This is a genomic window from Stenotrophomonas sp. YJH_SMC_58, from assembly GCF_059369635.1.
On sequence record NZ_JCAFSW010000002.1, the window covers coordinates 409,621 to 434,458 of the forward strand.

Here is a 24,838-nt window from a genome sequence, read left to right on the forward strand (position 1 = left end):
CACCAGATGCAGGTTGGCGTCTACCGGGTAGTGCCGGCCGCTGGCCGGCAACCCCATCAGCATCGGGCACCCCGCATGCAGCCGGCCAGCGGCCGGCTCTACCGGCACCCAGAAAGAAGGCCCGCTTTTCAGCGGGCCTTCTGCCTTCTCACGACGAGTGAGCGGGGTGCATCAAGCCGCCGGCTTTTCGCCGGTGGCTTCGGTGGTGATGCGGATCTTCACTTCATCGCTGACGTTCGGGGCATACGCGCCGACGCCGAAATCGCTGCGCTTCAGGGTGGTGGTGGCATCGAAGCCGGCGGCCGGAACCTTGGCCATCGGGTGCTCGCCGCCGCCGTTGACGGTGACGTCCAGGGTGACCGGCTTGGTGATGCCCTTGATGGTCAGGTCACCGGTGACGGTCAGCTTGTTGGTGCCAGCGGCTTCCACCTTGGTGCTCTTGAAGGTGGCATCGGCGAACTTGGCGGCGTCGAAGAAGTCGGCGCTCTTCAGGTGCTCGTCGAACTTGGCGGTGAAGCTGTTCAGGCCGCTCAGCGGCAGCTTCACTTCCACGGTGGACTTGGTCACGTCTTCGGCGTTGTACACCAGGGTGCCTTCGACGTTGCCGAAGTGCGCGCTCGGGTTGGAGAAGCCGAAGTGGCTCCACTGGGCCAGCACGTCGGTGTGGGTCGGGTCCAGCTTGTAGGTGCCCGAGGCGATCTTGATCGCTTCGGCGGCCGGCGCTGCAGCGGCGGCATCGGCGGCCGGGGTGGCGGCCTGCTCGGTGGTGGCCGGGGCGGCGGCATCGGCGGCCGGGGCAGCGGTGTCGGCCGGCTTGGAGCAGGCGGCGATGGCCAGGGTCAGGGCCAGCGGCAGCAGCAGTTTACGGGTGGCGCTCATCTGAGGAACTCTCCGGATCGTAGGGTGGGTACACGGTGCAGCAAGAGCCTGCCACGGGACAGCAGGCCCGAAACCGATACAACGACTTACGCAATGCGCGCCGCTTCGTCGAACGACAGGCGCGGCAGACGCGGGAACAGGCCCGCCGGGTCACCGTAACCCAGGTTGACCAGGAAATTCGACTTGATCGAAGTGCCGGCGAAGAAGGCTTCGTCGACCTTGGCCGGGTCGAAGCCGGACATCGGGCCGGCATCCAGGCCCAGCGCGCGCGCGGCCAGGATCAGGTAGGCGCCCTGCAGGCTGCCGTTGCGGAGGGCGGCTTCGTGGCGGCCTTCCTGCGGGCCGTCGAACCAGGCCTTGGCATCGGTGTGCGGGAACAGGTACGGCAGCTTCTCGTGGAAGTCCAGGTCGAAGCCGATGATGGCGGTGACCGGAGCGGCCATGGTCTTGTCGTGGTTGCCTTCGGACAGGGCCGGGGCCAGCTTGGCCTTGGCTTCCTTCGAGGTGACGAAGACGAAGCGGGCCGGCGTGGTGTTGGCGGCGGTCGGGCCCCACTTCACCAGGTCGTACAGTTCCTGCAGCAGGCTGGCCGGGACCGGCTTGTCGAGGAAGGCGTTCTGGGTGCGGGCAGTACGGAACAGCTGGTCGAGGGCAGCAGCGTCGAGCGCGTGGGACATCGGTGGATCTCCAGGGCGGCTAAGGGAAGTCAGTGCCCGCGGGCGGCGCGGGGCGAAACGACGAGCCGCAGTGTAGAGTGTCGCGACTGTTGCAACACCCAGCAGGGCTGAAACGAATTAATGCCAATGGTGAAACGATCGAGCGCGCCATGGACGGTCACTGACGGCCGTGCGGGCAATGTCCGCCAGGCGGTCGCGCTGGCCTCGGCGCTGCGCCAGGGCACCCACCGACCGCTGGTCCTGCAGCCCCGCGCACCCTGGCGCTGGCTGTCGCCGCGGCGGCTGCCGGGTGATGTGAATGGCTACGGCGAGGCCTTCGCGACACTGGCCGCCGAGGCCCCGGCGCTGGCGATCGGCTGTGGCCGCCAGGCCGCCGGCGCACTGCGCGTGCTGCGCGCACGTGGCAGCCAGGTGGTGCAGATCCTCGACCCGCGCATCGGCGCACGCCACTGGGATGTGGTGGTGGTGCCCGAACACGATGCCCTGCGTGGCAGCAACGTGCTGACCCTGCTCGGCAGCCTCAACCCGGTGGACGACGACTGGCTGGCCTGGGGCCGCGCCGCGTTCGCCGGCTTCAGTACCTTGCCCGGCCCGCGCACCGCGTTGCTTGTCGGTGGACCGACGCCGCTGGCGCCGTGGGATGAAACGGCGATGGTGGGCGTGTTCCAGGCGCTGGCCAGGCAGATCCGCAGCGAAGGCGGCAGCCTGCTGGCGACCACCTCGCGACGCACTCCGCCCGCCCTGGCCGAGATCCTGCGCGCGACGTTCGCCGACCTGCCGCATGTGATCTGGGGCGACGGCGGCGATGGTACGAATCCTTATGGCGGCCTGCTCGGCTGGGCCAACCGCGTGGTGGTCTCGCCCGATTCGGTGAACCTGCTGTCTGAAGCCTGCGCCACGCGCATGCCGGTGATGGTGGCGCTGGCCGAGACCGCGCAGGGCCGGCTGGCACGCTTCCAGCAGCAGCTGCGCGAGCGCGGGCGGCTGCAGGCGCATTGGCTGGACTGGCACTACGACCGCATCGAACCACTGCGCGAGACCGCGCGGGTGGCCGCGGAAGTGAAACAGCGTTTGGCATTGGGGTAGTGCCGGCCGCTGGCCGGCAATGCTCTACGCGCTACCGAAGATCCTGACGTTGCCGGCCAGCGGCCGGCACTACCGGGTGCGCAGCGTTTTCTGAACATTTCGATCCGACTGTGCGGTTAGAGTCCAGCGTCCCCCATCACGCTGAACGTCTTCATGCGCACCCTGCTCCTGCTGCCCCTGACCCTGCTCGCTGCCTGCTCCACCGCGCCCACCGAACTGGACCCGATTTCCTACCAGTGCCAGCAGCAGCTGGACGCGTATCGCGAACAACCGGCCTTGCGCGATCCGAAGACTGGCGAGCGCCCGCCGCTGCCGATCGCGCCGATCAGCGATGCCTGCGACAGGGAACTCAAGCGCAAGGGCGTGGACCGCCCGCTGCGCTGAGCGGCGTATGATCGGCGCGCGGGCCTGCCCGCCGTTGAAGGTATCGACATGGATCGTTTCTCCCGCCTGCCCCGCGCCGCGCTGCTGATCGCCAGCCTGTTGGCGACTGCACCGGCCTGGGCCAACAGCACCGAGTGCCGCGAGCGCTACCCGAGCGTGGCGTCGCAGGCGGCGATGCTGGACGTGGCCTGGACCACCGCCGAGCGCCTGGATGCGCTGCCCGATGTGGACGTGGTGGTCGCCGCACGCGGTGGCCAGGATCTGAGCCGCTATGGCCTGCGACACAGCCACCTGGCCTTCCTGCTGCGCGAGGACGATGGCCGCTGGCGCGCGATGCACCTGCTCAACCGCTGCAAGACCGACAGCTCGCAGCTGTACCACGAGGGCCTGGGCAACTTCGTCGGCGAGAGCGGAGGCCATACCGACCTGCGCATCGGCGTGCCGTCGGCGCCGCTGCGTGCTGCATTGAAGGCGATGCTGGTGTCGCCGTCGATCCAGCCCAAGGCGCTGCACGAGACCAGGTACAACGTGGTCGCCTACCCGTTCGCCACCGACTACCAGAACTCCAACCAGTGGGTACTGGAGGTGCTGGCGGCAGCGATGGCACAGGCCGACGGTGCGCCGGCCATCGTCAAGCGCGAACAGGCACAGCAGTGGCTGCGCCAGCAGAAGTACCAGCCCAGCGTGCTGCATATCGGCCTGGGCAAGCGCGTGGGTGCACGCCTGTTCATTGCAAACGCCACCACCACCGACCACCCCGCCGGCGAACGCATTTCCGGCAACTATTCGGTGGTGACAGTGGAATCGGTATTCGACTTCCTGCACCAGCGCAGCCAGCTGCAGCAGGAACTGGTGATCCCCCATGTGCCGGTGGCCGGTGCTGCTGCCGCCACGCCCTGAATCCCGCGAGGAGAACGACATGCGTCCGCTGCCTGTTTCCCTGATGTCGATGGTGATCATTGCCGGCCTGCTCGGCGCGAACACCGCCCATGCCGAACGCCGCATCATCATCCTGCAGGACCCGGGCCCGCAGGGGCCGAGCCTGGAAATGTCCGCGCCCCTGGTGGCTTCCGCGCGCGCCGCCGCTGCCAAGGAAGCCCGGGATGCCGGGCTGCCGCCTGGCCACGGCGCATCGGTGAAGCTGCCGCAGATGCAGGTGAGCGCCATCGCCACCACCGTCGACGGCCGCCGCGAAGTGCTGCTGCGCGATGCCAACAACCCGCAGAACACCGCGTCGATGCAGTGGCCGAAGCGCCCCGGCGATCCCGCCGTGCAGTTCACCGTGGGGCAGACCGTGAACTTCGAGCCGACCGGCACCGACCAGGGCTGGCAGGTGAAGGACAACCAGGGCCGCCCGCTGGAATACCTGCCCGAGGCCACCGGCCCGCGCGACATTTTCGATACCCGGCGCTGAGCCGCCGCCCCCACGTTGACCAGGAGGTCTCCATGTTCCGTTGCCTGCGCATTCCCGCGTCCGCCCTGCTGCTCTCGGCGCTGCTGGCGCCCACTGTCCATGCTGGCGCCGCGCCGCAGTTGAACAGCAGCGAGGCCAGCGTGATCGTGACGTCGTTCTTGGTCCTGTCGTTGCCACTGGCGGCCTCGATGGGCTTGTCCGAACTGTCCAAGGCGCCGTTCAAGGCCAGCGAACGCAACGGCCGGGCCACGCGCACCAAGGCAGTGCCGCTGCCACCGATGGAGGTGAAGAAGGTGGAGACCACGCCGGAGGGCGAGCGCCAGGTACAGCTGCAGGTGCCGGACAAGGCCGACCAGACCGCCACCCTGCGCTGGCCGGCGCACGTGCATGAAGACCAGGCGGCAGGCTTCGTGGTCGGCCAGCAGGTGCACTTCGACCCCACCGAAGCCGGTGCCGGCTGGACCGTGAAAAGCGCGCAGGGCCAGGCACTGGCTTACGTGCCCACCGCCTACGCCGCTGGCGACGTGATGAGCGAAGCGCTGTAAAGCTGAACGACCGGTTTTGGCTTTGCCGCGGGCCGGGCGGATAATGGGCGATCCCCTTTGTCCCCCTGGCTCGCCATGTCCGTGCGTCCTGCCCCTGTGTTTGCCCCGCTGACCGCCCGCGCCCTGGTGCTGGCGGTACTGGCGATGGGCGCGGTGGTGCTGCTGTCCAACGTACTGGTGCAGTACCCGATCAACGATTGGCTGACCTGGGGTGCCTTCAGCTATCCGGTCGCGTTCCTGGTCAGCAACCTGATCAACCGCCGCTTCGGCCCGGGCCCGGCGCGCCGCGTGGCATGGATCGGCTTCCTGGTGGCGGTGGTGTTGTCGGTGTGGGTGGCCACGCCGCGCATCGCCATTGCCTCGTGCTCGGCCTTCATCGTGGCGCAGCTGCTCGACATCACCGTGTTCGACCGCCTGCGTCGTGGCAGCTGGTGGCGCGCACCGATGGTGGCCACCACCTGCAGCGCGACGGTGGATACCACCATTTTCTGGTCGATCGCGTTTGCCGGTTCCGCCCTGCCGTGGGTGAGCTGGGCAGCGGGCGACCTGGCGGTGAAGCTGGCGATCGGCGTCTGCCTGCTGGCCCCGTTCCGCGCGTTGTTGTGGAAGATGGCGCCGCTGCGGGCCACCAGCTGATCGCACATGCTCTGGTGGGTGCCGACCTTGGTTGGCACGCCCTGCAGAACTCATCGCTGCCGACAGATTGTGCCGACCAGCGGTCGGCACCTACCAGAAGCGGGCATCGCAGGGCCATTGATTCGGTAGTCGCCAACCTTGGTTGGCGCTTGGCATTCATGCCAACCAAGGTTGGCATCTACCAACGGCGGGCCATCGCAGGGCCATTGATCCGGTGGGTGCCGACCAACGGTCCGCACCCACTCAAAGCTGTTGCAGCATTTGCCCCCGCTCAGGCGAACGGCAACTCCGCGGCTCTGCACGCTGCCGTAATCGCGGCACACGCCTCTTCAATCGCAGGCGTGGTCGGCGCCAACCGCGGGCGCCGATCCAGCGTGCAGGCCAGGCCCACGTCCAACAGCGTGGCATGTGCTCCGTGCAGTGCCTGCGCGGTCGCATCCGGCAGGAAACCGACAACCGCCAGCGCATCGATCAACGACGGCGTATCGCGAGGCTGCAGCAACGCCACGTGCTGCGCACTGCGCGCCAGCACGCCGCTCTGCAGCAGGAACTCCAGGTCCACTACGCCGCCGGCACCCTGCTTCAGGTCCAGCCGCGCGGCATCGCTGCGGTCCAGTTCGGTGCGCATGCGGCCGCGCATCTTCAGCACGTCGGCATACAGCACACCCGTGTCGCGCTCACGCCCCAGCGTCTGTGCACGCACCTGCTCGAAGTCGGCCAGCAGGCTGGCATCACCGGCCACGCCGCGTGCGCGCACCAAGGCCTGGTGTTCCCAGGTCCATGCGCGTTCGCGCTGGTATTCGGTGTAGCTGGCCAGCGAAGACACCAGCGAACCCTTGCCACCGTCCGGGCGCAGGCGCACATCGATGTCGTACAGGCGGCCGGCGGCGGTGACCGCGCCGAGCAGGGCCATCACTTTCTGCGCCAGGCGTGCATACCAGCGGCCCGGCTCCAGCGGACGCGCGCCGTCGCTGGCGTCCACGCCAGCCGGATTGTCGTGCAGGAACACCAGGTCCAGATCGGAGCCGAAGCCCAGCTCAAGCCCGCCCAGGCTGCCGTAGCCGATGATCGCGAAGCGCCCACCGGGAATCTCCCCGTGTGCGGCGCGCATGTCCGCTTCGGCCATCGTCAGCACAGTGATCACCACCGCCTGCGCCAGCTCGGCCAGTTGCCGGGTGCTGTCCACCGCGCCCTGGCGGCCATCCAGCGTGGCCATCGCCATGCGGAAACTGAGTGCCAGCCGCGTTTCATTGAGCCAGCGCAGCGCGGATTCGGGATCCTCCACCGCCAACACCTGCTGGCACTCGGCCAGCATGCCGGCGGCATCCGGCATCGGACCGGACACGCGTACGTCCAGCAGTTCGTCCAACAGCAGCGGATACGCCGCCAGGCGCTCGGCCAGCAGCGCGCTGCGCGCCAGCACATCGACCAGCCGCGCCAACGCGCTGGGCTGTTCGTCCAGCAGCGCGAGATAGCTGGTCCGGCGCAGCACCGCCTGCAGCAGGCCAAGCACACGCTTGAGCGCGGCGTCGGGTTGTGGCGAGCGCGTGGCCGCATGCAGCAGTGCGGGCAGCACGCGATCCAGCCGCGCACGCGCGGCATCGGACAAGGACTTCACGCCGGTGCCCTGGGCGAAATCGCGCAGCGACTGGTCGGCGCCGTTGGCATCGAGGAAACCGGCTTCGGCCAGCAGTGGTGCGTTGCTGCCTTCGGGCAGGCTGCGCCAGTAGTTGGCCAGCGCGTCGGGCGCGGCCTGGCCCTTGCGCGGTGCCAGCAGCGCGGCGAATTCAGTACTGACCCGCTGCTGCTGTTCGGCCAACGCCGCGCGCAGCACGTTCCAGTCCGCATAGCCGAGGCCGACGGCAATGCGTTCGCGGTCCAGCGCGTCGCTGGGCAGTACGTGGGTCTGCGCGTCGCGCAGCATCTGCAAGCGGTTCTCCAGCCGGCGCAGGAACAGGTAAGCCTCGCGCAGTGCGGCGCCATCCTCGGGCGCGATCTGTCCGGCGGCAACCAGTGCATCCAGCGCCACCAGCAGGCGACGCTCGCGCAGTGCCGGTTCACGGCCACCGCGGATCAGCTGCAACGCCTGGCACAGGAATTCGATTTCGCGGATGCCGCCGGCGCCACGCTTGATGTCCTCGTGCAACTCGCGGCGCGCGACCTCGGCGGTGATCGCCGCCTTCATTTCGCGCAGGCCATCGAGCGCGGTGAAATCGAGGTAGCGGCGGTACACGAACGGGCGCAGGGTCTGCAGCCACGCTTCACCGGCGGCGATGTCGCCGGCCACCGCGCGCGCCTTCAGCCACGCGTAGCGTTCCCAGTCGCGGCCTTCGCGCTGGAAATACTGGTCCATCGCTGCGAACGACAGCGCGACGCGGCCGGCGCTGCCGAACGGGCGCAGGCGCAGGTCGACGCGGTGGCTGAAGCCATCGACCGTGGTTTCGTCCAGCAGCTTGGCCAGGCGCTGGCCGAGGCGTGCGAAATACTCTTCGGCGGCCAGCGCGCGCGCGCCGTCGGATTCGCCGCCGTGCGGATAGGCGTAGACCAGATCGATATCGGAACTGAAGTTGAGCTCGCCGCCGCCCAGCTTGCCGAGGCCGAACACCACCAGCTGCTGTGGGGTGCCTTCGCCATCGCGGACCACGCCGTGGCGTTGGGCGAATTCCTGCTGCAGGGCGTCCAGTGCCAGCCGCAGGCAGTCTTCGGCCAGGGTGGTGGCGCCGGCGAGGGTCTGCGGCACGTCGTCGAGGCCGGCCAGGTCGCGCCAGATCAGCCGCGTGGACATGGCAGTGCGCCAGCGCCGCAGCTGTGCCGGCCAGTCGCTGGGCTGTAGCGGATCGAGCACCGGCGCCGGGATCGGCGGGCAACCGGGCGCGGCCAGCTGCGCTAGCAGCGCCGGTTGCCGCACCAGGGTGTCCAGCGCGAAGTCACTGGTCACCGCCAGCCGGGTCAGCAACGGCAGCAGGTCGGCCGGGATGGGCTCGGGCAGGACCTGGGCCAGGCGCGCCAGGGCGCGGTCGACAAGAGGCTGCAGGGAGGCGGGCAGATCAGCGGGGGCGAGGGTCATGGGCTGATTGTATCGACCCGGTCGGGACGCAACGGACCCGGTAGTGCCGGCCGCTGGCCGGCAGCCCCGGTAACCTTCGGCAGCATCATCGGATCTGCCGGCCAGTGGCCGGCACTACCAAGTCAACGGATCTGCCGGCCAGCGGCCGGCACTACCAAGTCAACGGATCTGCCGGCCAGCGGCCGGCATTACCAACAATGGAGGCCGCGTATTCATACTGGGCGACAGGCAATAAAAAAGCCCGCTTGCAGCGAACTGCCAGCGGGCTCTGCTCCCTCCCCCACGTCGGGATGCAGGGCCATCGTGCGGGCTGCGAAAGCACTTTGCACGCTGCACTGCAAAACAAAACCGACGGGTTTGGGTGAGCCCCTGGGGAAAAGCCATTCCACGAAGGTAGAACCCCCCGTACGGATGAGGATGGCCGATAATCGGAATTCCCCCCAGCAACACGTGTCGTCATGTCTGTTGATCGCATCGCCAACGCGCGTCTCCGTGACCGCGTGGTCTCCGCAGAGGCCGCAGCCGCGCTGATCCAGCCCGGTGAAACCGTGGCCATGAGCGGCTTTACCGGCTCCGGGTATCCCAAGGCCGTTCCCGTCGAACTGGCCCGCCGCATCGAAGCGGTGCATGCCCAGGGCAACCCTTTCCAGATCAAGCTGATGACCGGCGCCTCCACCGCGCCGGAACTCGATGGCGCGCTGGCCAAGGCCGATGGCATCGCCATGCGCATGCCGTTCCAGAGCGACCCGGATGCGCGCAACCGCATCAACGAGGGCAAGCTGGACTACATCGACATCCACCTCAGCCACGTTGCCCAGCACGTGTGGTTCGGCTTCTACGGCGAGATCGATACCGCCGTGATCGAAGTCTCGGCCATCCGCGAAGACGGCTCGCTGGTGCCCTCCACCTCGGTCGGCAACAACAAGACCTGGCTGGACCTGGCGAAGAAGGTGATCGTCGAGGTCAACGAATGGCAGCCGGCCGGCGTCGACGGCATGCATGACATCTACTACGGCACCGCGCTGCCGCCGCACCGCAAGCCGATTCCGCTGGTGAACGCCAACGACCGCATCGGCGACACCGCGCTGCGCTGCGACCCGGACAAGATCGTGGCCGTGGTACGCACCAACGGCCCGGACCGCAACAGCCCGTTCAGCCCGATCGATGCGACCAGCGAGCAGATCGCTTCGCACCTGATCGAGTTCCTCAAGCACGAAGTGAAGAAGGGCCGCCTGCCGCCGAACCTGCTGCCGCTGCAGTCGGGCGTGGGCAACATTCCCAACGCGGTGCTGGCCGGCTTGGCCAAGAGCGGTTTCCGCGACCTGGCCGCGTTCACCGAAGTGATCCAGGACGGCATGCTCGACCTGCTGCGCGACGGCGTGCTGAGCTATGCCTCGTGCACGGGTTTCGCGCTGAGCCCGCAGGCCAACGAGACGTTCAAGGAGAACATCGATTTCTACCGCGAGCGCATCATCATGCGCACGCAGGAGATCTCCAACCATCCGGAACTGGTGCGCCGCCTGGGCTGCATCGGCATGAACGGCATGATCGAGGTGGACATCTACGGCAACGTCAATTCGACGCACGTGATGGGCACGCGGATCATGAACGGCATCGGCGGTTCCGGCGACTTCGCCCGCAACGGTTTCCTGTCGGCGTTCCTGAGCCCGTCCACCGCGAAGAACGGCACCATTTCGGCGATCGTGCCGATGGCCAGCCATGTCGACCACACCGAGCACGACGTGTCGGTGATCGTCACCGAACAGGGCCTGGCCGACCTGCGTGGCCTGACCCCGCGCAAGCGCGCGCAGGTGCTGATCGACAACTGCGCGCATCCGGATTTCCGCCCGCAGCTGCAGGATTACTTCGACCGCGCCAGCCGCGAGAGCTACGGCAAGCACACCCCGCACCTGCTGCCGGAAGCGCTGTCGTGGCACCAGCGTTGGCTGGATACCGGAACGATGAAGGGCTGATTGCGTTGGGGGTCAGAGCCCTTTTCTGCCAGAAAGGGATCTGACCCCAGCTACGGAATCGGGTAGAGCCGGCCGCTGGCCGGCTTCCCCAACAGCCGGCCAGCGGCCGGCTCTACCTTCACGCGATGCGCAGGCTCGCCAGCGATTCGGCCTGCAGCCGCTCGTAGATCTCGAACTCGTCATGCACCGCCACGCCCAGCGCCTGCTCGAAGGCCTCGCGGTTGGCATGTGCGGCATAGGCGCGCTGTTCTTCACCACCCAGGTTCGACTGGAAGATGCCCGCGGCACTGACCGGCAGGAAATCCTCATAGACGATCGGGTCGGCCGTGGCCAGGCCGGCGGCCACCAGCACTTCAGCCGGCAGATCCGCCACGCGCTCGGGCGCGGCACGGCCGGCGTCGGTCAGCTGGTAGCGGTAATAGCCCAGTCCTTCCTGGCGCAGCGTGTCATGGTCATCCGGGAAGCTGGCGAACACCGCCTGCAGGCGTTGGCCGTAGTCGCCACCGGTGCTGCCTTCGCCACCGGCATCGCGGGCCTGCGACAACAGCTGGTCGTACAGCGCGCGGCCCTTCGGGGTAAGCGCAAGGCCGCGCTGTTCGATCTCGCCGAAGCGCGCGGTATGGGTGCCGGCATCGCCGCCTTCGCCGCCCGGGAAATGCACGGCCTCTTCCAGTGCCTTGAAGCTGGTCTGGCGCAGCAGGATCGGGCAGGCGCGGCGCGGCGGGCCTTCGATCACCGCCTTGGCCGCCATGCCGTGTTCGATCATCGCCGCCTGCGCAGCGTCGATGTCCAGCGTGCGCGGGGTCAGGTGATTGATGTGCGGGCCACGGAAACTGACTACGTCGGCCACCAGCCGATGCGCGTTGTGCAGCGCGTGGTAGGTCGGCAGGTCGACCGTGGCATCGCCGTGCCAGCGGAAGGTTTCCAGTGCTTCCTCGACGAAGCGCTCGGCATCGGCCTGCGCCAGGCCACCGTCACGCTCGGCCTGGTCGATCAGCGCCAGCGCGCCCTCGGTGAAGATGCGGCGGCCTTCGAGGATGCGCGCGGACTCGGCACGCAGCGCTGCGTCTTCGATCAGCTCCAGACGCAGCAGCGAGGTGAACACGCGGAACGGATTCTGCGCCAGCGCGAGGCCGGTGAGCGGGCGGAACGCGGTGGAATGCACCGGCACGCCCGCGACCGACAGGTCGTAGTAGCCGACCGGGTACATGCCCATCACGGCGAACAGGCGGCGCAGCGTCGCCAGCTCCTGCGCGGTGCCGACGCGGATCGCGCCATGGCGCTCTTCGTCCAGGCGCGCACGCTCGTCGTTGCGCTGCAGCTGCGCGGCCAGCGCCGGATCCTGCTCCAGCACCTGCGCGTTGATCCGCTCCACCAGTTCCACCAGCGTGCCGTACAGCGGCACTTCGGTGCGGTACATGCGGGACATGGCCTGTGCGAACAGGCGGCGGATCACATCAGGCGAAACCAAAGAGGCGCTCATCAGTCACTCGATTACGGGAACGGGGGAACAGCTCGGACCCGTATTGTCGCCGGAGCGCGCGGTGGCGGCGATATGCAGAGCAACATGAAACAAACCGGTAGTGCCGGCCGCTGGCCGGCAATCTCCGGATGCCTGGAAGGGTGCAATTGCCGGCCAGCGGCCGGCACTACCGCTTGAGCTGGCGCTTCAGGGTGGCATCCAGGGTGATCGGACGGTCCCAGTGCTGGTAACTGGCCACGATGGCGTGGCGCACGGCACGGTAATGCAGGTTGTCCGGCCTGGTGGGCATCCGCTTTACCACCACTTCCCAGCCGCCGTCCGGGTCCTGGCTGAAGGCGCGCACGCTGTCGCGGCAGGTCTGGCCACTGGCCTTGGCCCAGAAGCAGGCGAAATAGATGTCCCCGGCCTGCCAGCCATGAGTGGTGAACAGCGCGCTGATGTAGCCACGGGGCACGTCGGCATAGCGCGATACCTCATCGAGAAAGGCATCCGGGTAGCGTTCGGCGTAATGGTTGATGTCCTGCAGCTGGGCATCAACCCAGCTGTCGCCGGTTGCCACCTCATACGCAGCCGAACGCTCGGCGGTCTGCTGGGCCAGCACGGTGGCCGGCGCCAGCAGCAGGGACAACAGCAACACGCGCAGTCGGTAATTCATGCCCCGATTCTGCCGCAGCCGCCGGGCCCTGTCAGGCCGCCGCAGCGGCCTTGGCTTCGATCGCCGCCAGTGCGGCCGGCCAGTCGTGGGCGGTATCGGCGGTGACCATGCGAGGTTCATCGTCGGCCACGCCGTGCTGGGTCTCGTGGGCCCAGGTCACCGCGTACGGGGTATGCACGCCCCAGCCACCCAGGGTAACCACCGGCTCGATGTCCGAACGCAGCGAGTTGCCGACCATCACGAAGCGCTGCATCGGCAGGTCGAATTCGGCCAGCACGCGGGCGTAGGTTTGCGGGTCCTTCTCCGAGACGATCTCGATGCGCGGGAACAGCTCGCCCAGGTTGGCGACCTTGATCTTCGCTTCCTGGTGGAACAGGTCGCCCTTGGTGATCAGCACCACCGGGTAGTGCTCGGCGATGGCCGCCACGGCTTCGCGCACACCGTCGATCAGCTCGACCGGGTGGCGCAGGGTGTCGTGGCCGATATCGAGGATGCGCTGGATGTCCTTCGCTTCGATGCGCTGGCCGGTGATGTCGATGGCCGCTTCGATCATCGACAGGGTCATGCTCTTCACGCCGTAGCCGAAGGTGCCCAGGTGGCGCTGCTGCACTTCCAGCAGGTGGCGCGCGGTCTGGGTGTCATGCACGTCGACGTAGCGCGACAGCAGGTCAAGGTAATCCTGCTCGGCCTTGCGGTAGTAGTCCTCGCTCTTCCACAGCGTATCGTCACCGTCAAAACCGACCAGGCCGATGGCGCGCGACGGCGCAGGCGTGGAGGTGTTCATCGGCCAAGGATACAGGGGTGGCGATGACGAAAAAAACCCGGGCGGCCGAAGCCGCCCGGGTTCCCATACGCCCCGATACAGGTCTTACCTGCCCTGCGCACCCTGCGCTGCGCCGCCGGCGCCGGCCTGCTGGGCGGCCACATAGGCCTTGTACTCATCGGCGCTCAGCTCGCCGTCCTTGTTGGTGTCAGCCTGGTCGAACACCTGGGCCAGGCCCGCGTTCACCTGCGCCTCGGTCTTGCTGATGGTGCCGTTGCCATCGGTATCGATGCTGGCCCAGGTCTGGCCACCGCCGTTGGCCTGCGCCGATGCGGCTGCGGCAGCGTTGGTCGCCTGGTCGGCGGCCTGGCCGGCCTGTGCAGCCGCCTGCTGGGCCTGTGCGGCCTCGTTCTGCGCATGCGCCGCCTGCTGCTTGGCCGACTGGGCCATCGCCGGAATGGCCAGCACGCTGCCAGCGGCGACGATCAGGGCGATCAGGGGCTTGCGGTTGCGAATAGTCATCAGGGGTGTCTCCTGCCAATTGGGTGGTGTTGCGCGGCGTGTTGTCTCCGCACGGCACCTACCCTGCCACCCCGTTTCTGAATCGATTTTGCCCCGCGACCGGCGTCAGCACGCACCATTAACCACTCGCCCCCGCGCATGCATTAGCGCGGTGGTTAGCAGCAAGTGAGCAGCTCATAAGATGCGCATTCAGCGCTGCCGGATTTAACCGGCAGCCAACGAAAAACCTGCGTCAGTCGACGGTTTTTTCCGATGACCGCGAACTGAACAACACCCAGCCGAGCGCAACACCGGCGAGCGCACCGGCGATTTCCAGCACCACGCGGCTGCCGAGTTCGTTCGGATCGTGGATGGTTGCCAGGAACAGGCGCGCGTACAGCGGCGACTCCAGCCGCACGATGCCCATGTAGAACAGCTTCCATGCATCGATGCCGGCGGAGATGATCACGGCGATGACACAGGACCACCCGATCGCGTGACCCGCGGTCCAGTGCAGGAGCCGGCACAGCTGCGACCACAGGAAGTACACCAGCAGCCCGACCAGCAGGGCGATGGCGCCGGCTTCCAGGGTACCGAGCAGGCCGAAGTGCAGGGGAAGGTTCATCGGGTGGGCAGGGATGAAGAGGCGGCCAGTGTAAGGGATCTGCCCCGGACCCAATCCGGTAGCCCCAGTAGATCCACGCCATGCGTGGATGAATCTCCATCGAGATCGAATATCGCGACGATTGAACAAGAAGCAGCCGACGAACAAAGAGCAGCCGAGTATGGGCTCGGCTCTACAACGGACCGCGCGGGAAACTGTCAGAGGCTGGGCGGTGCCGGAGTGCGGGGTGTCAGCCGCATGGATGCGGCTGCCAAGCCTCCATGGACGGATTTACGGCGTCCCCGCACTCCGGCACCGCCCAGCCAACCCACGGAACGCACGCTGTTGCTGTTGCGTCTGATGTTGCCGGCCAGCGGCCGGCACTACCGCGGGTGCAGGGCGCAGCCCTGCCGATACCACCTAAAGCACTGGCACGTCGTACGCGGTGCCGGGATCCGGTTCGGGCTGCAGAGTGTAATGCCACCACTCCTGCGGATAGTTGACGAAGCCACGGCGCGCCATCGCCTGCACCAGCTGCTGGCGGTTCGCCTGCTGCACAGTGCTCAACCCGCTCGTCCGGGTATGCGCGCGCGGGCCGAAGAAATCGAAGTCGGTGCCCATGTCCAGCGGCGTGCAGGCGCCAGTGCGGCAATCCAGCAGGCCAAGATCAACCGTGGCGCCACGACTATGGCCAGAGCGCTCGGCGATGTAGCCGTCGGCCAGCAGCCGTGGCTTGTCCAGGTCCGGGTACTGCTGTGCCTTGCGCGAGAGTTCGCGCGGATCGTTCACCCAGGCCATGAAGGCCTGCACCGAGCGCACCGGCCGGTAGCAGTCGTAGAGGCGCAGGCCAAAGCCCTGCGCGCGCAGATCCTGTTCTACCTGCGCCAGCGCTTTCGCCACGGGCGCCAGCAGGTAGCAGGATGGCGCCTCATAGCCGGGCACGCGCGCGCCGGTGAAGTTGTTGGCATTGGCGTATCGGATGTCCATGTCGATGCCTGGCGACAACGTGCGGATCTCCACCAATCCGGCGCTGGCCGCATCGGTGGCCGGCGAAACGCGCGGTGGCTCAGCGGCGTTGGCGGTCGCCGCCAGAGCAGTCGCCAGTACGAGTGAAATGCAGGTCCTGGAAGTCATAGCTGAAGTCGATGTCAGGATCGATGGCGCGCAGGTCCAGTGTCGGTGCCGGGCCCTCGCCCGGCTGCAGCCACGCCTGCGCCTCGTCACCCAGCGTATCCCAGCGCAGCAGCCAGCGCCCCTGCAGTTGCAGCACGGCCGCTTGCAGCCTGGGCGACTTGTCCACGCTGAAGCGCAGGCCATCCTTGCCCGGGCACAGCGAAGCCGGGCCCAGCCAGGGGTCGGAGTAGCGGCCCTGCCAACGCGGCAGGTCATTGCCGCGTGCCGGCGGTGCGGCGGTGGTCGCTGACCGTTGATGGCCAGATGCTGCCTGCGCTGCCCGGTCAGCCTTCAGTTCGGCCAGGTACTCCATCGCAGGGCGCGCATCGTCTGGTGCGGTGAAGCGCTTCAGCGTGGCCTGCATCAGCGCCGTGCGTGCATCCTCGCCTTCGCCGTTGATCAGCATCACCACGCCGACCCTGCGGTCAGGAAGCAATGCCAGCGACGAGTACATGCCCGACAACGTGCCGGTATGCGCCACCTTCCACTGCCCGTCCATGTCCGACACCCGCCAGCCATATCCATAGCCGTAGAAATGCGCGTTGTCCCAGCGCCGCTGGCGTTCACCCAACGGCATCGGCATGTGCAGGGTCCACAGCGTGCGCCGCTGCTCGCTGCCCAGCCAGTCCGGCACCAGCGCGGGATCGAGCAGCACCTGCATCCAGCGTGTCATGTCGCCCAGCGAACAACGGATGCCTCCCGCCGCCATCGAGGGCAGGTCCGGGCTGATCGCAGCATCGGCGTTCACCACCTCGTTGCGTTCACCACGCCAGGCATGCGGCTGTGCCACGTTGCCCACGCGTTTCACCGACCACGCACCCACCTGGCAGCGCGTCATGCCCAGTGGTTCGAACACCTGCTCGCGCATCAGCTGGTCATACGGCTTGCCACCCGCTGCCGCCGCCACTTCGCCGGCCACCACATACATCAGGTTGTCGTAGGCGTAGTGACTGCGGAAGCTGCTGACCGGCTTGAGATGCGCCAAGCCGGCGATGATGTCGGCGCGGGTGAACGCGTTCGGCTCCGGCCACAGCATCAGGTCCCCGGCGCCCAGGCCAAGGCCACTGTTGTGGATCAGCAGGTCGCGCACCTGCATCTGCTCGCCCACCCACGCATCATGCATGCGGAAACCCGGCAGGTGTCGCTGCACTGGATCATCCCAGTGCAGCGTGCCCTGCTGCACCAGCCGCGCCAGCAGCGCGGCGGTCATCGCCTTGCTGTTGGAGGCGATCTTGAACAGCGTGTCCTCGTCGATGCGGCCGCCATCGCCACGCGCGCCCTCGGCGTGGCGATAGACCACCTGCCCGTTGTCGACCACCGCCATGGCCAGCCCGGGCAGATGCTCGGCCCGGACCACGGTCGCGATGTCGGCCTCGATGGCTGCACTGTCGACCGACGAAGCGGACGGTGCGGCCAGTGCCGCCGCGAGGATCAGCAGGTGGTGCATGCGGGCAGCCCCTCCATTGCCCGCGCCGTCACGGTGGACGGCGCGGATCGTGGCCTCAGAAGTTCCAGGTCACCACCAGCTGGGTGTAGCGCGGTGCCTGCCAGCGCGTACCGGTAGCGAACGTCGCCTCGCGATACTGGCCGGGCTGCGCCTCGTAGCGCTGGTGCACGTTGATGGTCTTCTGGTTGTTGAACAGGTTGTACACCGACAACCGGGCACTTAGGTCGATGCCCTCCACCGGCAGGCGCCAGGTCACGTTGGCGCCCATGGTCCAGGTCCACGGCAGGCGACCAAACGCGCCGCGCGGGCTGTACTCGAACTGGCGCTGGTTGTACGGGCCCGAACAGTTGGCCACGCACAGCCAACCGGTGCCACCACCACTGCCTTCACTGGACGTGCTGCCACCGGCGATGGAGTCGTTCGGCCACATCACGCCGTAGGCGGTGATCGGGCCACCGGACTGCACCTGCAGCGTGGTGCCGAACGACCACTGCTTGTTCAGCGCATACGCGGCACGCAGCTTGAACTGATGGCGGAAATCGTTGAACAGAACACCATAGCGTTCATTGGTGGCCGGGTGGTCCCAGAACTGCACCATGCCGGTGTCGCCGTAGTTGGTATCGGAGTTTACCGGGCCTTCGAAGTTGCCCTCGCTCTTCGACCACAGGTAGGACGCGTTGAACATCCACTTCTCGTCCCAGGCGCGGTCGATCTGGAACTCCAGCGCCTTGTAGGTGCGCTTGGGCTTGGAGTAACCGATCACCTCGCCACTGCCGCCCTTTCGATAACCGCTGTTGGCAGTGTCGATGGTGATCCAGCCTTCGTTGGCGCAACCGATGCTCTTGTCGCCCCAGATCGTCAGATTCTCGCCCGGGTTGGCGATCGGCCACAGCGTGCTGGGGGTCGGGCCGCACGGGGTGTAGTTGATGCGGATGTCATCCAGCGCGCGGGTCATGCGCCGGTAGGTGGCATTGACGCCCCACGACCAGGCCTGGTTGATCATGTTCTGGAAGCCCAGGATGTATTCGTCCTGGTAGACCGCCTTCAGGTCGCGGTCCACGCTCTGGCGCAGGTCGGCACCGCCGGTGTTCATGCGGGTGTCGGTCGGCCCGATCTGCTGGCCGACGATCGGTGCCATGTACGGCGAACCGGTCGGCGAGGTTTTCTGCTCCCAGCCGTTCAGCACGTAATAGCTGTATTCGTCGGTCAGGCCACCGGCGAAGTTCACGTTGATGTTGTTGGTGACCGGCAGGTAGTAACGGCCGGCGTTGCCGAACAGCTTGGTGCTGCCATCACCGCGCATGTCCCACGAGAAGCCGACGCGTGGCGCGATCAGGTCGTCCATCTTGATGAACGCCTTGCCGGCGGCGGTGCGGTTCTCGAAGCGGTCCCAGCGCACGCCGAGGTTCAGCATCAGGTTCGGGGTGATGTTCCAGATGTCTTCCAGATAGAAGGCATTGGCCTCGGTCTCGAAGGTGCCGCCGGAGCGGCGGTTGCGAGCGCGCAGCATCTCGGTGACGCCAGCCGGTACGTAGGCGTTGGCGCCATCCCACACTTCATCGCCGGGGCGCGCCACGTAGGCGGTGTAGCTCAGCTCGGTCGGCCCTGGATAACGGGTGGACTGCTTGGTGGTCATCAGTTCGCGGTCGACACCGAAGCGCAGCAGGTGATCACCGAGCTGCCATTCGAAATCCAGGCGCGCGACATCACGGGTGTCATCGCGCTCGGCCACCGCCGCGCCGGTCGGGTGGCAGCCCGCGCGCAGCCCCTGCAGCTTGCCCAGCCGCGGGCCGTAGGTGCTGTCGGTGAACACCGGGCTGCAGGCCTGGTCCAGCGACGAATTGGTGAAGGCACGCTGCTTGTTCTGGCCGACCATGGCGCGCGCGGTGAAATTCTGGCCGAAGTGGCCGGTGTAGGTGGCCGACCAGTTGCGGCCGCCGGTCTCGGTGACCGAGTCGCCGCCCCAGGAACCGATCCGGTCCGCATTCCAGTTGTAGCCGTACGACGCGTTGGTGACATCGCCCTCGTCGGAGAACGCCAGCAGCGCCAGGCTGTGGTTGTCGTTGATGTTCCAGTCCAGCTTGGTGCCCCAGAAGCCGTTGCCGGAGTCGTTCTTGAACCAGGTACTGCCATCGGACGAGGTGTTGTGGCCCTTGTCGCTGCGGTCCTCGTACATCGCGAACAGGAACAGCTTGTCCTTGACGATCGGCCCCGAGCCCCAGACGTTGGTCTTCAGGAAGGAGTTGTTGTCGCGGCTTCCGTAGGAATGCGGGGTGCCGTCGCGGTGGAAATGATCGCCGCCACTGGCGCGCCACGCACTGGGCTCGGCGGTGACTTCAACGCCGCCTTCGAACTCGTTGCTGCCCGAACGGGTCACTGCATTGATCACGCCACCGGTGGAGCGGCCGAACTCGACCGAGTAGCCACCGGTCTTGACCTGGAATTCCTTGAAGAAGGCGAACGGCGCGGTGCTGAAGCCACGACGGGTATACATGTCGGTGACATTCAGGCCGTTGATGAAGACCGCATTCTCGGCCACCGATGAACCGGCGAACGACAGGCCTCCGAATGACGAGTTGCCGCCGACCACGCCCGGCGCCATCAGCGCGACCGCGGACAGGTCCTGCGCTACCGGCAGCCGCGAGATCTCCTGGCGGTTGATGTTGAACGAGGTTTCAGTGGAGTACACATCCACGCGGTTGACCACGCGGGTGCCAACCACCTGCAGTGCATCCAGGTTGGTGACACCGCCGCCGCTGCCCAGGTTGACCGTGGTGGTACCGCCGACGGCAACGCTCACCGACACCTGGTCGCCCAGCTTCTGGCCATCGCGGCTGAGCTGCAGCTGGTAGTCGCCCACCGGCAGCTGGCCGAGGCGGTAGCTGCCATCGGCGCCTACGGTGACGGTACGGGTCAGGCCGGTGCTGCTGCTGACCACGGTCACCTGGTCACCGGCGGTTGCACGGCCGGCGACTGCACCGCTCACGTTCTGTGCCATCGCGATGCCGGGCAGCACTACGCCCAGACACGCCCCGAGGGCGACGCACAACGCCGCCCGCTTGATGCTGTAAGCCTTCATCCCCTGCTCTCTCCTGCAAGAATTGAATGGTGTGGAATGCGATGTGTCGCGCTAGCGTTGCCTGGCTGGCAGTACCCGCCACTGGAAGTCGTAGCTCCATTGGTCGAAGTACAGGTTGCCGCCTGCCCACTCGGCCTCGCCGCGCTGCGAGTCGACCGTTTCCGAGCGGAAGTGCTGCTTGGCCGGCACCAAGGGCTGGCCGAAATCGTCGTTGAAAGCAATGCGGTAGCCGTCGAGGCCACCCAGATAGAAATCGCGCAGTGCCGGCACATCGCTGGCAAGCGTGCCGGTGGTCACGTCCATCGGCAGCCAGCCGTATGGCGCCAGGTAGACCTGTCCCCAGTCATGCAGGTTGTTGTAGCCGCTGCCATCGTCGGAGAACACCATGCCCGACTGCCAGCGTGCAGGAATGCCGTTCATGCGCAGCAGCGCGATCAGCAGCAGGGTCTGCTGCCCGCAATCCGCATGGCCGGCGCGCAGCGCATGATCACTGATGTTGCTGAGCGTCGAGTATTCACGCGCACCGGCCCATGGAATGCGGTCCACGGCGGCAAACAGCTTGCGCACCACTTCATAGGGGCGCGTCTCGCCCTGCAGCACCTGGTCGGAGAACAGCTTCAGCGCCGGGGTGAAGCGCACATGCGGCAGCTGCTCGGCCAGAAAGGGCTTCAATGCGGGATCATTCGGGGTGGCCTGCACCTTCGCGGGATCGATCGCGGTGTGTCGCGCGAAGACCGTTACCGCATAGCGGATCTCGAACCGGGTCGGCTTGCCGGCTACGGCTTTGGCTTCCAGATAGGCGGTGCGCTGCAGGGTACTGGCCGGTGCCACCCGTGCCTTGGCCGGGGCGCTGCCCAGCCACTGCACCTGTTCCTGCTGGCCGGGGATCTCGCGCGGGTATGGAATCCAGGCGCGTACGGTTTCACCCGCCGGGACGGCATCGGCTTTCACCGTGAGCGACTGGGTGAATTCATAGCGCTGCGGCAGTACCGACGCCTGGCCGCTCTGTTCGGCCGCGGCAAGCACGCCCGCGTGGTGGGCGTTGAGCACTTCGTTGGGGCCCGGAGGCGGCAGCGGTGCATCCGTGCGGCGGCGCGCGCGTGCTTCGTCGCTGAGCAGGAACAGGTTGGAGGGTGCGCGCTTGAAGTACCAACGCTCGCCATCGATATCGAAATGCTCGATCAGGCCGAGTTGGTCCCAGCGCGCGAATTCCTCGTCGGTCAGATCGGGAATCCAGCGGCGCACGGCCGCCTTGGCGGCGGTTTCGTCGAGGGAAAAATCCTGGCGGATGCGGCGCATGCGCTCACGCTGGAACGCGCCTTCGGCAGCACCGCTCCCGGTCGCCAGCAGCGCATCGGCGTCGCTGAAGCGGCCGCTGTCGATCAGGTCGATCACCTGCGTTTCGCGCGCACGCTGCTGGCTGCTGCGCCCGTCTGCCGCCTGCGTGGACGACGCCCACAGCAGCAGCGCGGCACACAGGCCGGCGGCGGCAGGCAGACGCGGTTTGCGAACGGCAGACTCCACAGCGACACTTCCCCAGCGCGGGTGGTAACGGCTGTGTAACACGGGTCGGGATGCCGGTCAATAATTTATTCTTGCTTTCGATGCCAAAAGGAATAAATATTCCAACAGGCATTCGAGGAGGGTGTGCACCGCATGAGCCTGGCTTCCCGCGAACCGCACCGGCGTTGGCCGCGCCGGTTGACCCTGGCCCTGTGCCTGCTGGCCGCACCGGCCTTTGCACAGGCGGCACCACCGCCCGACCCGGGTGCGCCGCTGCCCTATGTGATCGGCCTGCACGAGGCCTACCTCACCCCGCAGTACTGGGCCGCGCGCCTGGACAACGCTGATGCGCCGATTCTGGATCGCGCGCAGATCGAGGCGCAGAACGCGCGGATGCGGGCGCAGGACAGCCATATCCAGGACATCGCCACACTGCCCGCCCAGCTTGATGCGGCGACGGTGCGTGCCAGCATCAGCGCGCTGTCCAGCTGGCCCACGCGTGCACTGTTCAACGAGACGGGCCAGGCCATCGCCCCCGCGCTGCGCAGCGGCATCGAAGCCAACCTCGGCCTCGATGCGATTCCTGCCCAGGTGGCACCGGCCTATGGGCTGGTGGTGAAGCGCGCGGCACTGCGTACCTTCCCCACCCGCGAGCGGGTCTTCAGCACTGCCGGTGACACCGACATCGACCGCTTCCAGGAATCGGCACTGTTCCCCGGCGACAAGGTGGCCGTGGTCCATCGCAGTACCGATGGCCATTGGCTGTTCGTGCACAGCGAGCGCTACAGCGCGTGGATCGAAGCCGACGCCATCGCCGGCGGCGACAAGGCCACGGTGCTCGGTTATGGCGCGAAGGGACCGTACCGGATCGTCACCGGCGCCACCGCACAGACCGCCTATACCCCGGAGGAGCCGCGCGTATCGCGCCTGCAGCTGGACATGGGCGTGCGCCTGCCGGTGCTGGCCGACTGGCCCGCTTCAGAACCCGTGAACGGCCAGCAGGCGCACGCCTCGTGGGTGGTGCAGCTGCCGGTGCGGGAAGCCGATGGTCGCCTGAAGCTGGTGCCGGCGCTGCTGCCGCGCTCGCAGGACACCGCCGCCGACTACCTGCCACTGACCCCGCGCCTGCTGCTGCAGCAGGCCTTCAAGTTCCTCGGCGAGCGCTACGGTTGGGGCCACGACTACGACACGCGCGACTGCAGCGGTTTCGTTTCCGAGATCTACCGCAGCTTCGGCGTGCTGCTGCCGCGCAATACCAGTGCACAGGCGGTCAGCCCGGCACTGGATCGCCTGCCGTTCACCGACAAGGACGGCAAGGCACTGCGCGACCGTGCCGTCACCGACCTGAAGGTCGGCGATCTGGTCTACATCCCCGGCCACGTGATGATGGCCATCGGCCACGTCGACGGCCGCACCTGGGTGATCCACGATACGGCGGGCGGCAGCTGGTTCGGTGCCGACGGCACGCGCGTGCAGGCCCATCTCAATGGTGTTTCGGTCACGCCGCTGGAGCCGATGATGGCCAGCGATACCGTCCGCTACATCGACCGCATCACCAACATCCAGCGCCTGCGGGCCAAGACTCCCGAATGAAGATCACCGCCATCGAACTGGGCATGCTGCGCGTGCCGTTGAAGACACCGTTCAAGACCGCGCTGCGCACGGTGGAAACCGTGGAAGACGTGGTGGTGCTGATCCGCACCGACAGCGGCAACACCGGCTATGGTGAAGCCCCGGCCACCGCCGTGATCACCGGCGATACGCACGGCTCGATCATCGAAGCGATCCGCCACTTCATCGCCCCGCGTCTGATCGGCCAGGACGTGGTCAACCTCAACCACCTGTGCACGCTGGTGCAGACCGCGATGGAGCGCAACACCAGCGCCAAGGCCGCGGTGGAGATCGCGCTGTACGACCTGTGGGCGCAGCTGCACGGTGCGCCGTTGTACCAGATGCTCGGCGGCGGCGACCCGGTGATCACCACTGACATCACCATCAGCGTGGACTACATCGACAAGATGGTGGCCGATTCGTTGTCGGCGATCGAACGCGGCTTCGAGTCGTTGAAGATCAAGGTCGGCAAGGACATCGGGCTGGACATCGAACGGGTCAAGGCGATCCATGCCGCCGTGGAAGGCCGTGCCCTGCTGCGACTGGATGCCAACCAGGGCTGGACCGCCAAGCAGGCGGTGCATGCGATGCGTACGCTGGAAGAGGCCGGCGTGGTGCTGGAGCTGCTGGAGCAACCGGTGAAGGCGGCTGACATCAGCGGCCTGAAGTACGTCACCGATCGCGTCAACACGCCGGTGATGGCCGACGAGAGCGTGTTCAGCCCGAGCCAGGTGATGGACCTGATCCAGCAGCGCGCGGCCGACATCATCAACATCAAGCTGATGAAGACCGGCGGCCTGTCGAATGCGATCCGCATCGCCGACATCGCCGGCATCTACGGCGTGCCGTGCATGATCGGCTGCATGATCGAGTCGAGCATCAGCGTGGCCGCCGCCGTGCACCTGGCCGTGGCCAAGAGTGATGTGATCACCAAGGTTGACCTCGACGGTCCCTCGCTGGGCCAGTTCGACCCGGTCAGCGGCGGCGTGCATTTCAACGAATCGGAGATCAGCATCAGCGACGTGCCGGGGCTGGGCATTACTGAGGTGCGTGGGCTGGAGATGCTGGGGTGATCTCTGCCCTGCGGCTGACGTTGCGTGCCACTGACGCTGGGTCGCGCGTTGCTTTTCTTTTCGCGAAAGGAAAAGTAACCAAAAGAAACGCTCCCCCGGCCGCGAGCCGACGTGCTGCGCACGTCGGTGCCCTGCGCTCCTCGGTCCGCCGAGGGACGGCGCGGAACTCGCTGCGCTCAGACACCCGCGCCTCTTCGCCCTCGCCGGACCTGCGGTGCTCGGCTCGCTTGAAGGCGGACTCAACGTCAAAGGCAACAACTGCATCCCGTAACCTCTTCGCGGCTG

At 67.1% G+C, this 24,838-nt stretch carries 21 protein-coding genes; 9 read left to right on the forward strand and 12 right to left on the reverse strand.

The window, feature by feature from the left end; all coding sequences use genetic code 11:
- Nucleotides 1-171: 171 nt before the first annotated feature.
- Together AC5P68_RS04325 and AC5P68_RS04330 are read right to left on the reverse strand one after the other, a co-directional pair.
- Complete coding sequence (locus AC5P68_RS04325; RefSeq protein WP_005407837.1) at nucleotides 172-879, reverse strand: YceI family protein; 708 nt, start codon at nucleotides 877-879, stop codon at nucleotides 172-174.
- An 86-nt stretch (nucleotides 880-965) separates the two neighbouring features.
- Nucleotides 966-1,556, reverse strand: coding sequence for a malonic semialdehyde reductase (locus tag AC5P68_RS04330; protein WP_005407836.1), 591 nt, complete (start codon nucleotides 1,554-1,556; stop codon nucleotides 966-968).
- A 126-nt stretch (nucleotides 1,557-1,682) separates the two neighbouring features.
- On the opposite strand from AC5P68_RS04330, the gene AC5P68_RS04335 reads away from it, so the two are divergent.
- From AC5P68_RS04335 to AC5P68_RS04360, 6 genes are all read left to right on the forward strand, one after another.
- Entirely contained in the window at nucleotides 1,683-2,642 is a 960-nt protein-coding gene (locus AC5P68_RS04335) for a mitochondrial fission ELM1 family protein (protein WP_033833662.1), read from the forward strand.
- A 153-nt stretch (nucleotides 2,643-2,795) separates the two neighbouring features.
- Nucleotides 2,796-3,026, forward strand: a complete 231-nt coding sequence (locus AC5P68_RS04340) for a hypothetical protein (protein WP_010484194.1) — start codon at nucleotides 2,796-2,798, stop codon at nucleotides 3,024-3,026.
- A 48-nt stretch (nucleotides 3,027-3,074) separates the two neighbouring features.
- Nucleotides 3,075-3,926, forward strand: a complete 852-nt coding sequence (locus tag AC5P68_RS04345) for a DUF2145 domain-containing protein (protein WP_033833661.1) — start codon at nucleotides 3,075-3,077, stop codon at nucleotides 3,924-3,926.
- A 19-nt stretch (nucleotides 3,927-3,945) separates the two neighbouring features.
- Nucleotides 3,946-4,440 (forward strand): hypothetical protein, encoded by a 495-nt coding sequence (locus tag AC5P68_RS04350; RefSeq protein WP_005407832.1) that lies wholly within the window; start codon nucleotides 3,946-3,948, stop codon nucleotides 4,438-4,440.
- A 32-nt stretch (nucleotides 4,441-4,472) separates the two neighbouring features.
- Nucleotides 4,473-4,985 (forward strand): hypothetical protein, encoded by a 513-nt coding sequence (locus tag AC5P68_RS04355; protein ID WP_164133593.1) that lies wholly within the window; start codon nucleotides 4,473-4,475, stop codon nucleotides 4,983-4,985.
- Nucleotides 4,986-5,060: 75 nt separating this feature from the next.
- Nucleotides 5,061-5,621, forward strand: coding sequence for a queuosine precursor transporter (locus tag AC5P68_RS04360; protein WP_049403715.1), 561 nt, complete (start codon nucleotides 5,061-5,063; stop codon nucleotides 5,619-5,621).
- Between the two features lie 271 nt (nucleotides 5,622-5,892).
- Here the strand turns inward: AC5P68_RS04360 and glnE are convergent, their stop codons facing one another.
- Nucleotides 5,893-8,688: a bifunctional [glutamate--ammonia ligase]-adenylyl-L-tyrosine phosphorylase/[glutamate--ammonia-ligase] adenylyltransferase gene (gene glnE / locus AC5P68_RS04365; protein WP_414498050.1), complete on the reverse strand. Its 2,796-nt coding sequence runs from the start codon at nucleotides 8,686-8,688 to the stop codon at nucleotides 5,893-5,895.
- A gap of 458 nt (nucleotides 8,689-9,146) precedes the next feature.
- On the opposite strand from glnE, the gene scpC reads away from it, so the two are divergent.
- Entirely contained in the window at nucleotides 9,147-10,661 is a 1,515-nt protein-coding gene (scpC, locus tag AC5P68_RS04370) for a succinyl-CoA:acetate CoA-transferase ScpC (RefSeq protein ID WP_005407828.1), read from the forward strand.
- 118 nt (nucleotides 10,662-10,779) lie between these two features.
- On the opposite strand, the gene hglS is transcribed toward scpC, so the two are convergent.
- From hglS to AC5P68_RS04415, 9 genes are all read right to left on the reverse strand, one after another.
- Nucleotides 10,780-12,144: a 2-oxoadipate dioxygenase/decarboxylase HglS gene (gene hglS / locus AC5P68_RS04375; protein WP_033833658.1), complete on the reverse strand. Its 1,365-nt coding sequence runs from the start codon at nucleotides 12,142-12,144 to the stop codon at nucleotides 10,780-10,782.
- 166 nt (nucleotides 12,145-12,310) lie between these two features.
- Nucleotides 12,311-12,799 carry a hypothetical protein gene (locus tag AC5P68_RS04380; RefSeq protein ID WP_184014264.1) on the reverse strand — a complete coding sequence of 163 codons (489 nt, stop codon included), beginning with the start codon at nucleotides 12,797-12,799 and terminating at the stop codon, nucleotides 12,311-12,313.
- A 31-nt stretch (nucleotides 12,800-12,830) separates the two neighbouring features.
- Entirely contained in the window at nucleotides 12,831-13,583 is a 753-nt protein-coding gene (locus tag AC5P68_RS04385; protein WP_033833656.1) for an HAD family hydrolase, read from the reverse strand.
- Between the two features lie 84 nt (nucleotides 13,584-13,667).
- Nucleotides 13,668-14,084: an EF-hand domain-containing protein gene (locus AC5P68_RS04390; protein ID WP_005407824.1), complete on the reverse strand. Its 417-nt coding sequence runs from the start codon at nucleotides 14,082-14,084 to the stop codon at nucleotides 13,668-13,670.
- Nucleotides 14,085-14,316: 232 nt separating this feature from the next.
- On the reverse strand, nucleotides 14,317-14,688 hold the full coding sequence (locus tag AC5P68_RS04395) for a hypothetical protein (protein WP_012478956.1): 372 nt from the start codon (nucleotides 14,686-14,688) through the stop codon (nucleotides 14,317-14,319).
- 399 nt (nucleotides 14,689-15,087) lie between these two features.
- Nucleotides 15,088-15,801: a M15 family metallopeptidase gene (locus AC5P68_RS04400; RefSeq protein ID WP_049403719.1), complete on the reverse strand. Its 714-nt coding sequence runs from the start codon at nucleotides 15,799-15,801 to the stop codon at nucleotides 15,088-15,090.
- Entirely contained in the window at nucleotides 15,734-17,287 is a 1,554-nt protein-coding gene (locus tag AC5P68_RS04405) for a serine hydrolase domain-containing protein (protein ID WP_288419231.1), read from the reverse strand. The genes AC5P68_RS04400 and AC5P68_RS04405 overlap by 68 nt, the downstream gene beginning before the upstream one ends.
- A 55-nt stretch (nucleotides 17,288-17,342) precedes the next feature.
- Nucleotides 17,343-20,366, reverse strand: a complete 3,024-nt coding sequence (locus tag AC5P68_RS04410; RefSeq protein ID WP_111108539.1) for a TonB-dependent receptor — start codon at nucleotides 20,364-20,366, stop codon at nucleotides 17,343-17,345.
- A gap of 51 nt (nucleotides 20,367-20,417) precedes the next feature.
- Nucleotides 20,418-21,890, reverse strand: a complete 1,473-nt coding sequence (locus AC5P68_RS04415) for a transglutaminase-like domain-containing protein (RefSeq protein WP_288415973.1) — start codon at nucleotides 21,888-21,890, stop codon at nucleotides 20,418-20,420.
- Between the two features lie 132 nt (nucleotides 21,891-22,022).
- On the opposite strand from AC5P68_RS04415, the gene AC5P68_RS04420 reads away from it, so the two are divergent.
- Both AC5P68_RS04420 and AC5P68_RS04425 read left to right on the forward strand, forming a co-directional pair.
- Nucleotides 22,023-23,462: an SH3 domain-containing protein gene (locus tag AC5P68_RS04420; protein ID WP_288415971.1), complete on the forward strand. Its 1,440-nt coding sequence runs from the start codon at nucleotides 22,023-22,025 to the stop codon at nucleotides 23,460-23,462.
- Nucleotides 23,459-24,553 carry a dipeptide epimerase gene (locus AC5P68_RS04425; protein ID WP_005415027.1) on the forward strand — a complete coding sequence of 365 codons (1,095 nt, stop codon included), beginning with the start codon at nucleotides 23,459-23,461 and terminating at the stop codon, nucleotides 24,551-24,553. The genes AC5P68_RS04420 and AC5P68_RS04425 overlap by 4 nt, the downstream gene beginning before the upstream one ends.
- The last annotated feature ends 285 nt before the right edge of the window (nucleotides 24,554-24,838 follow it).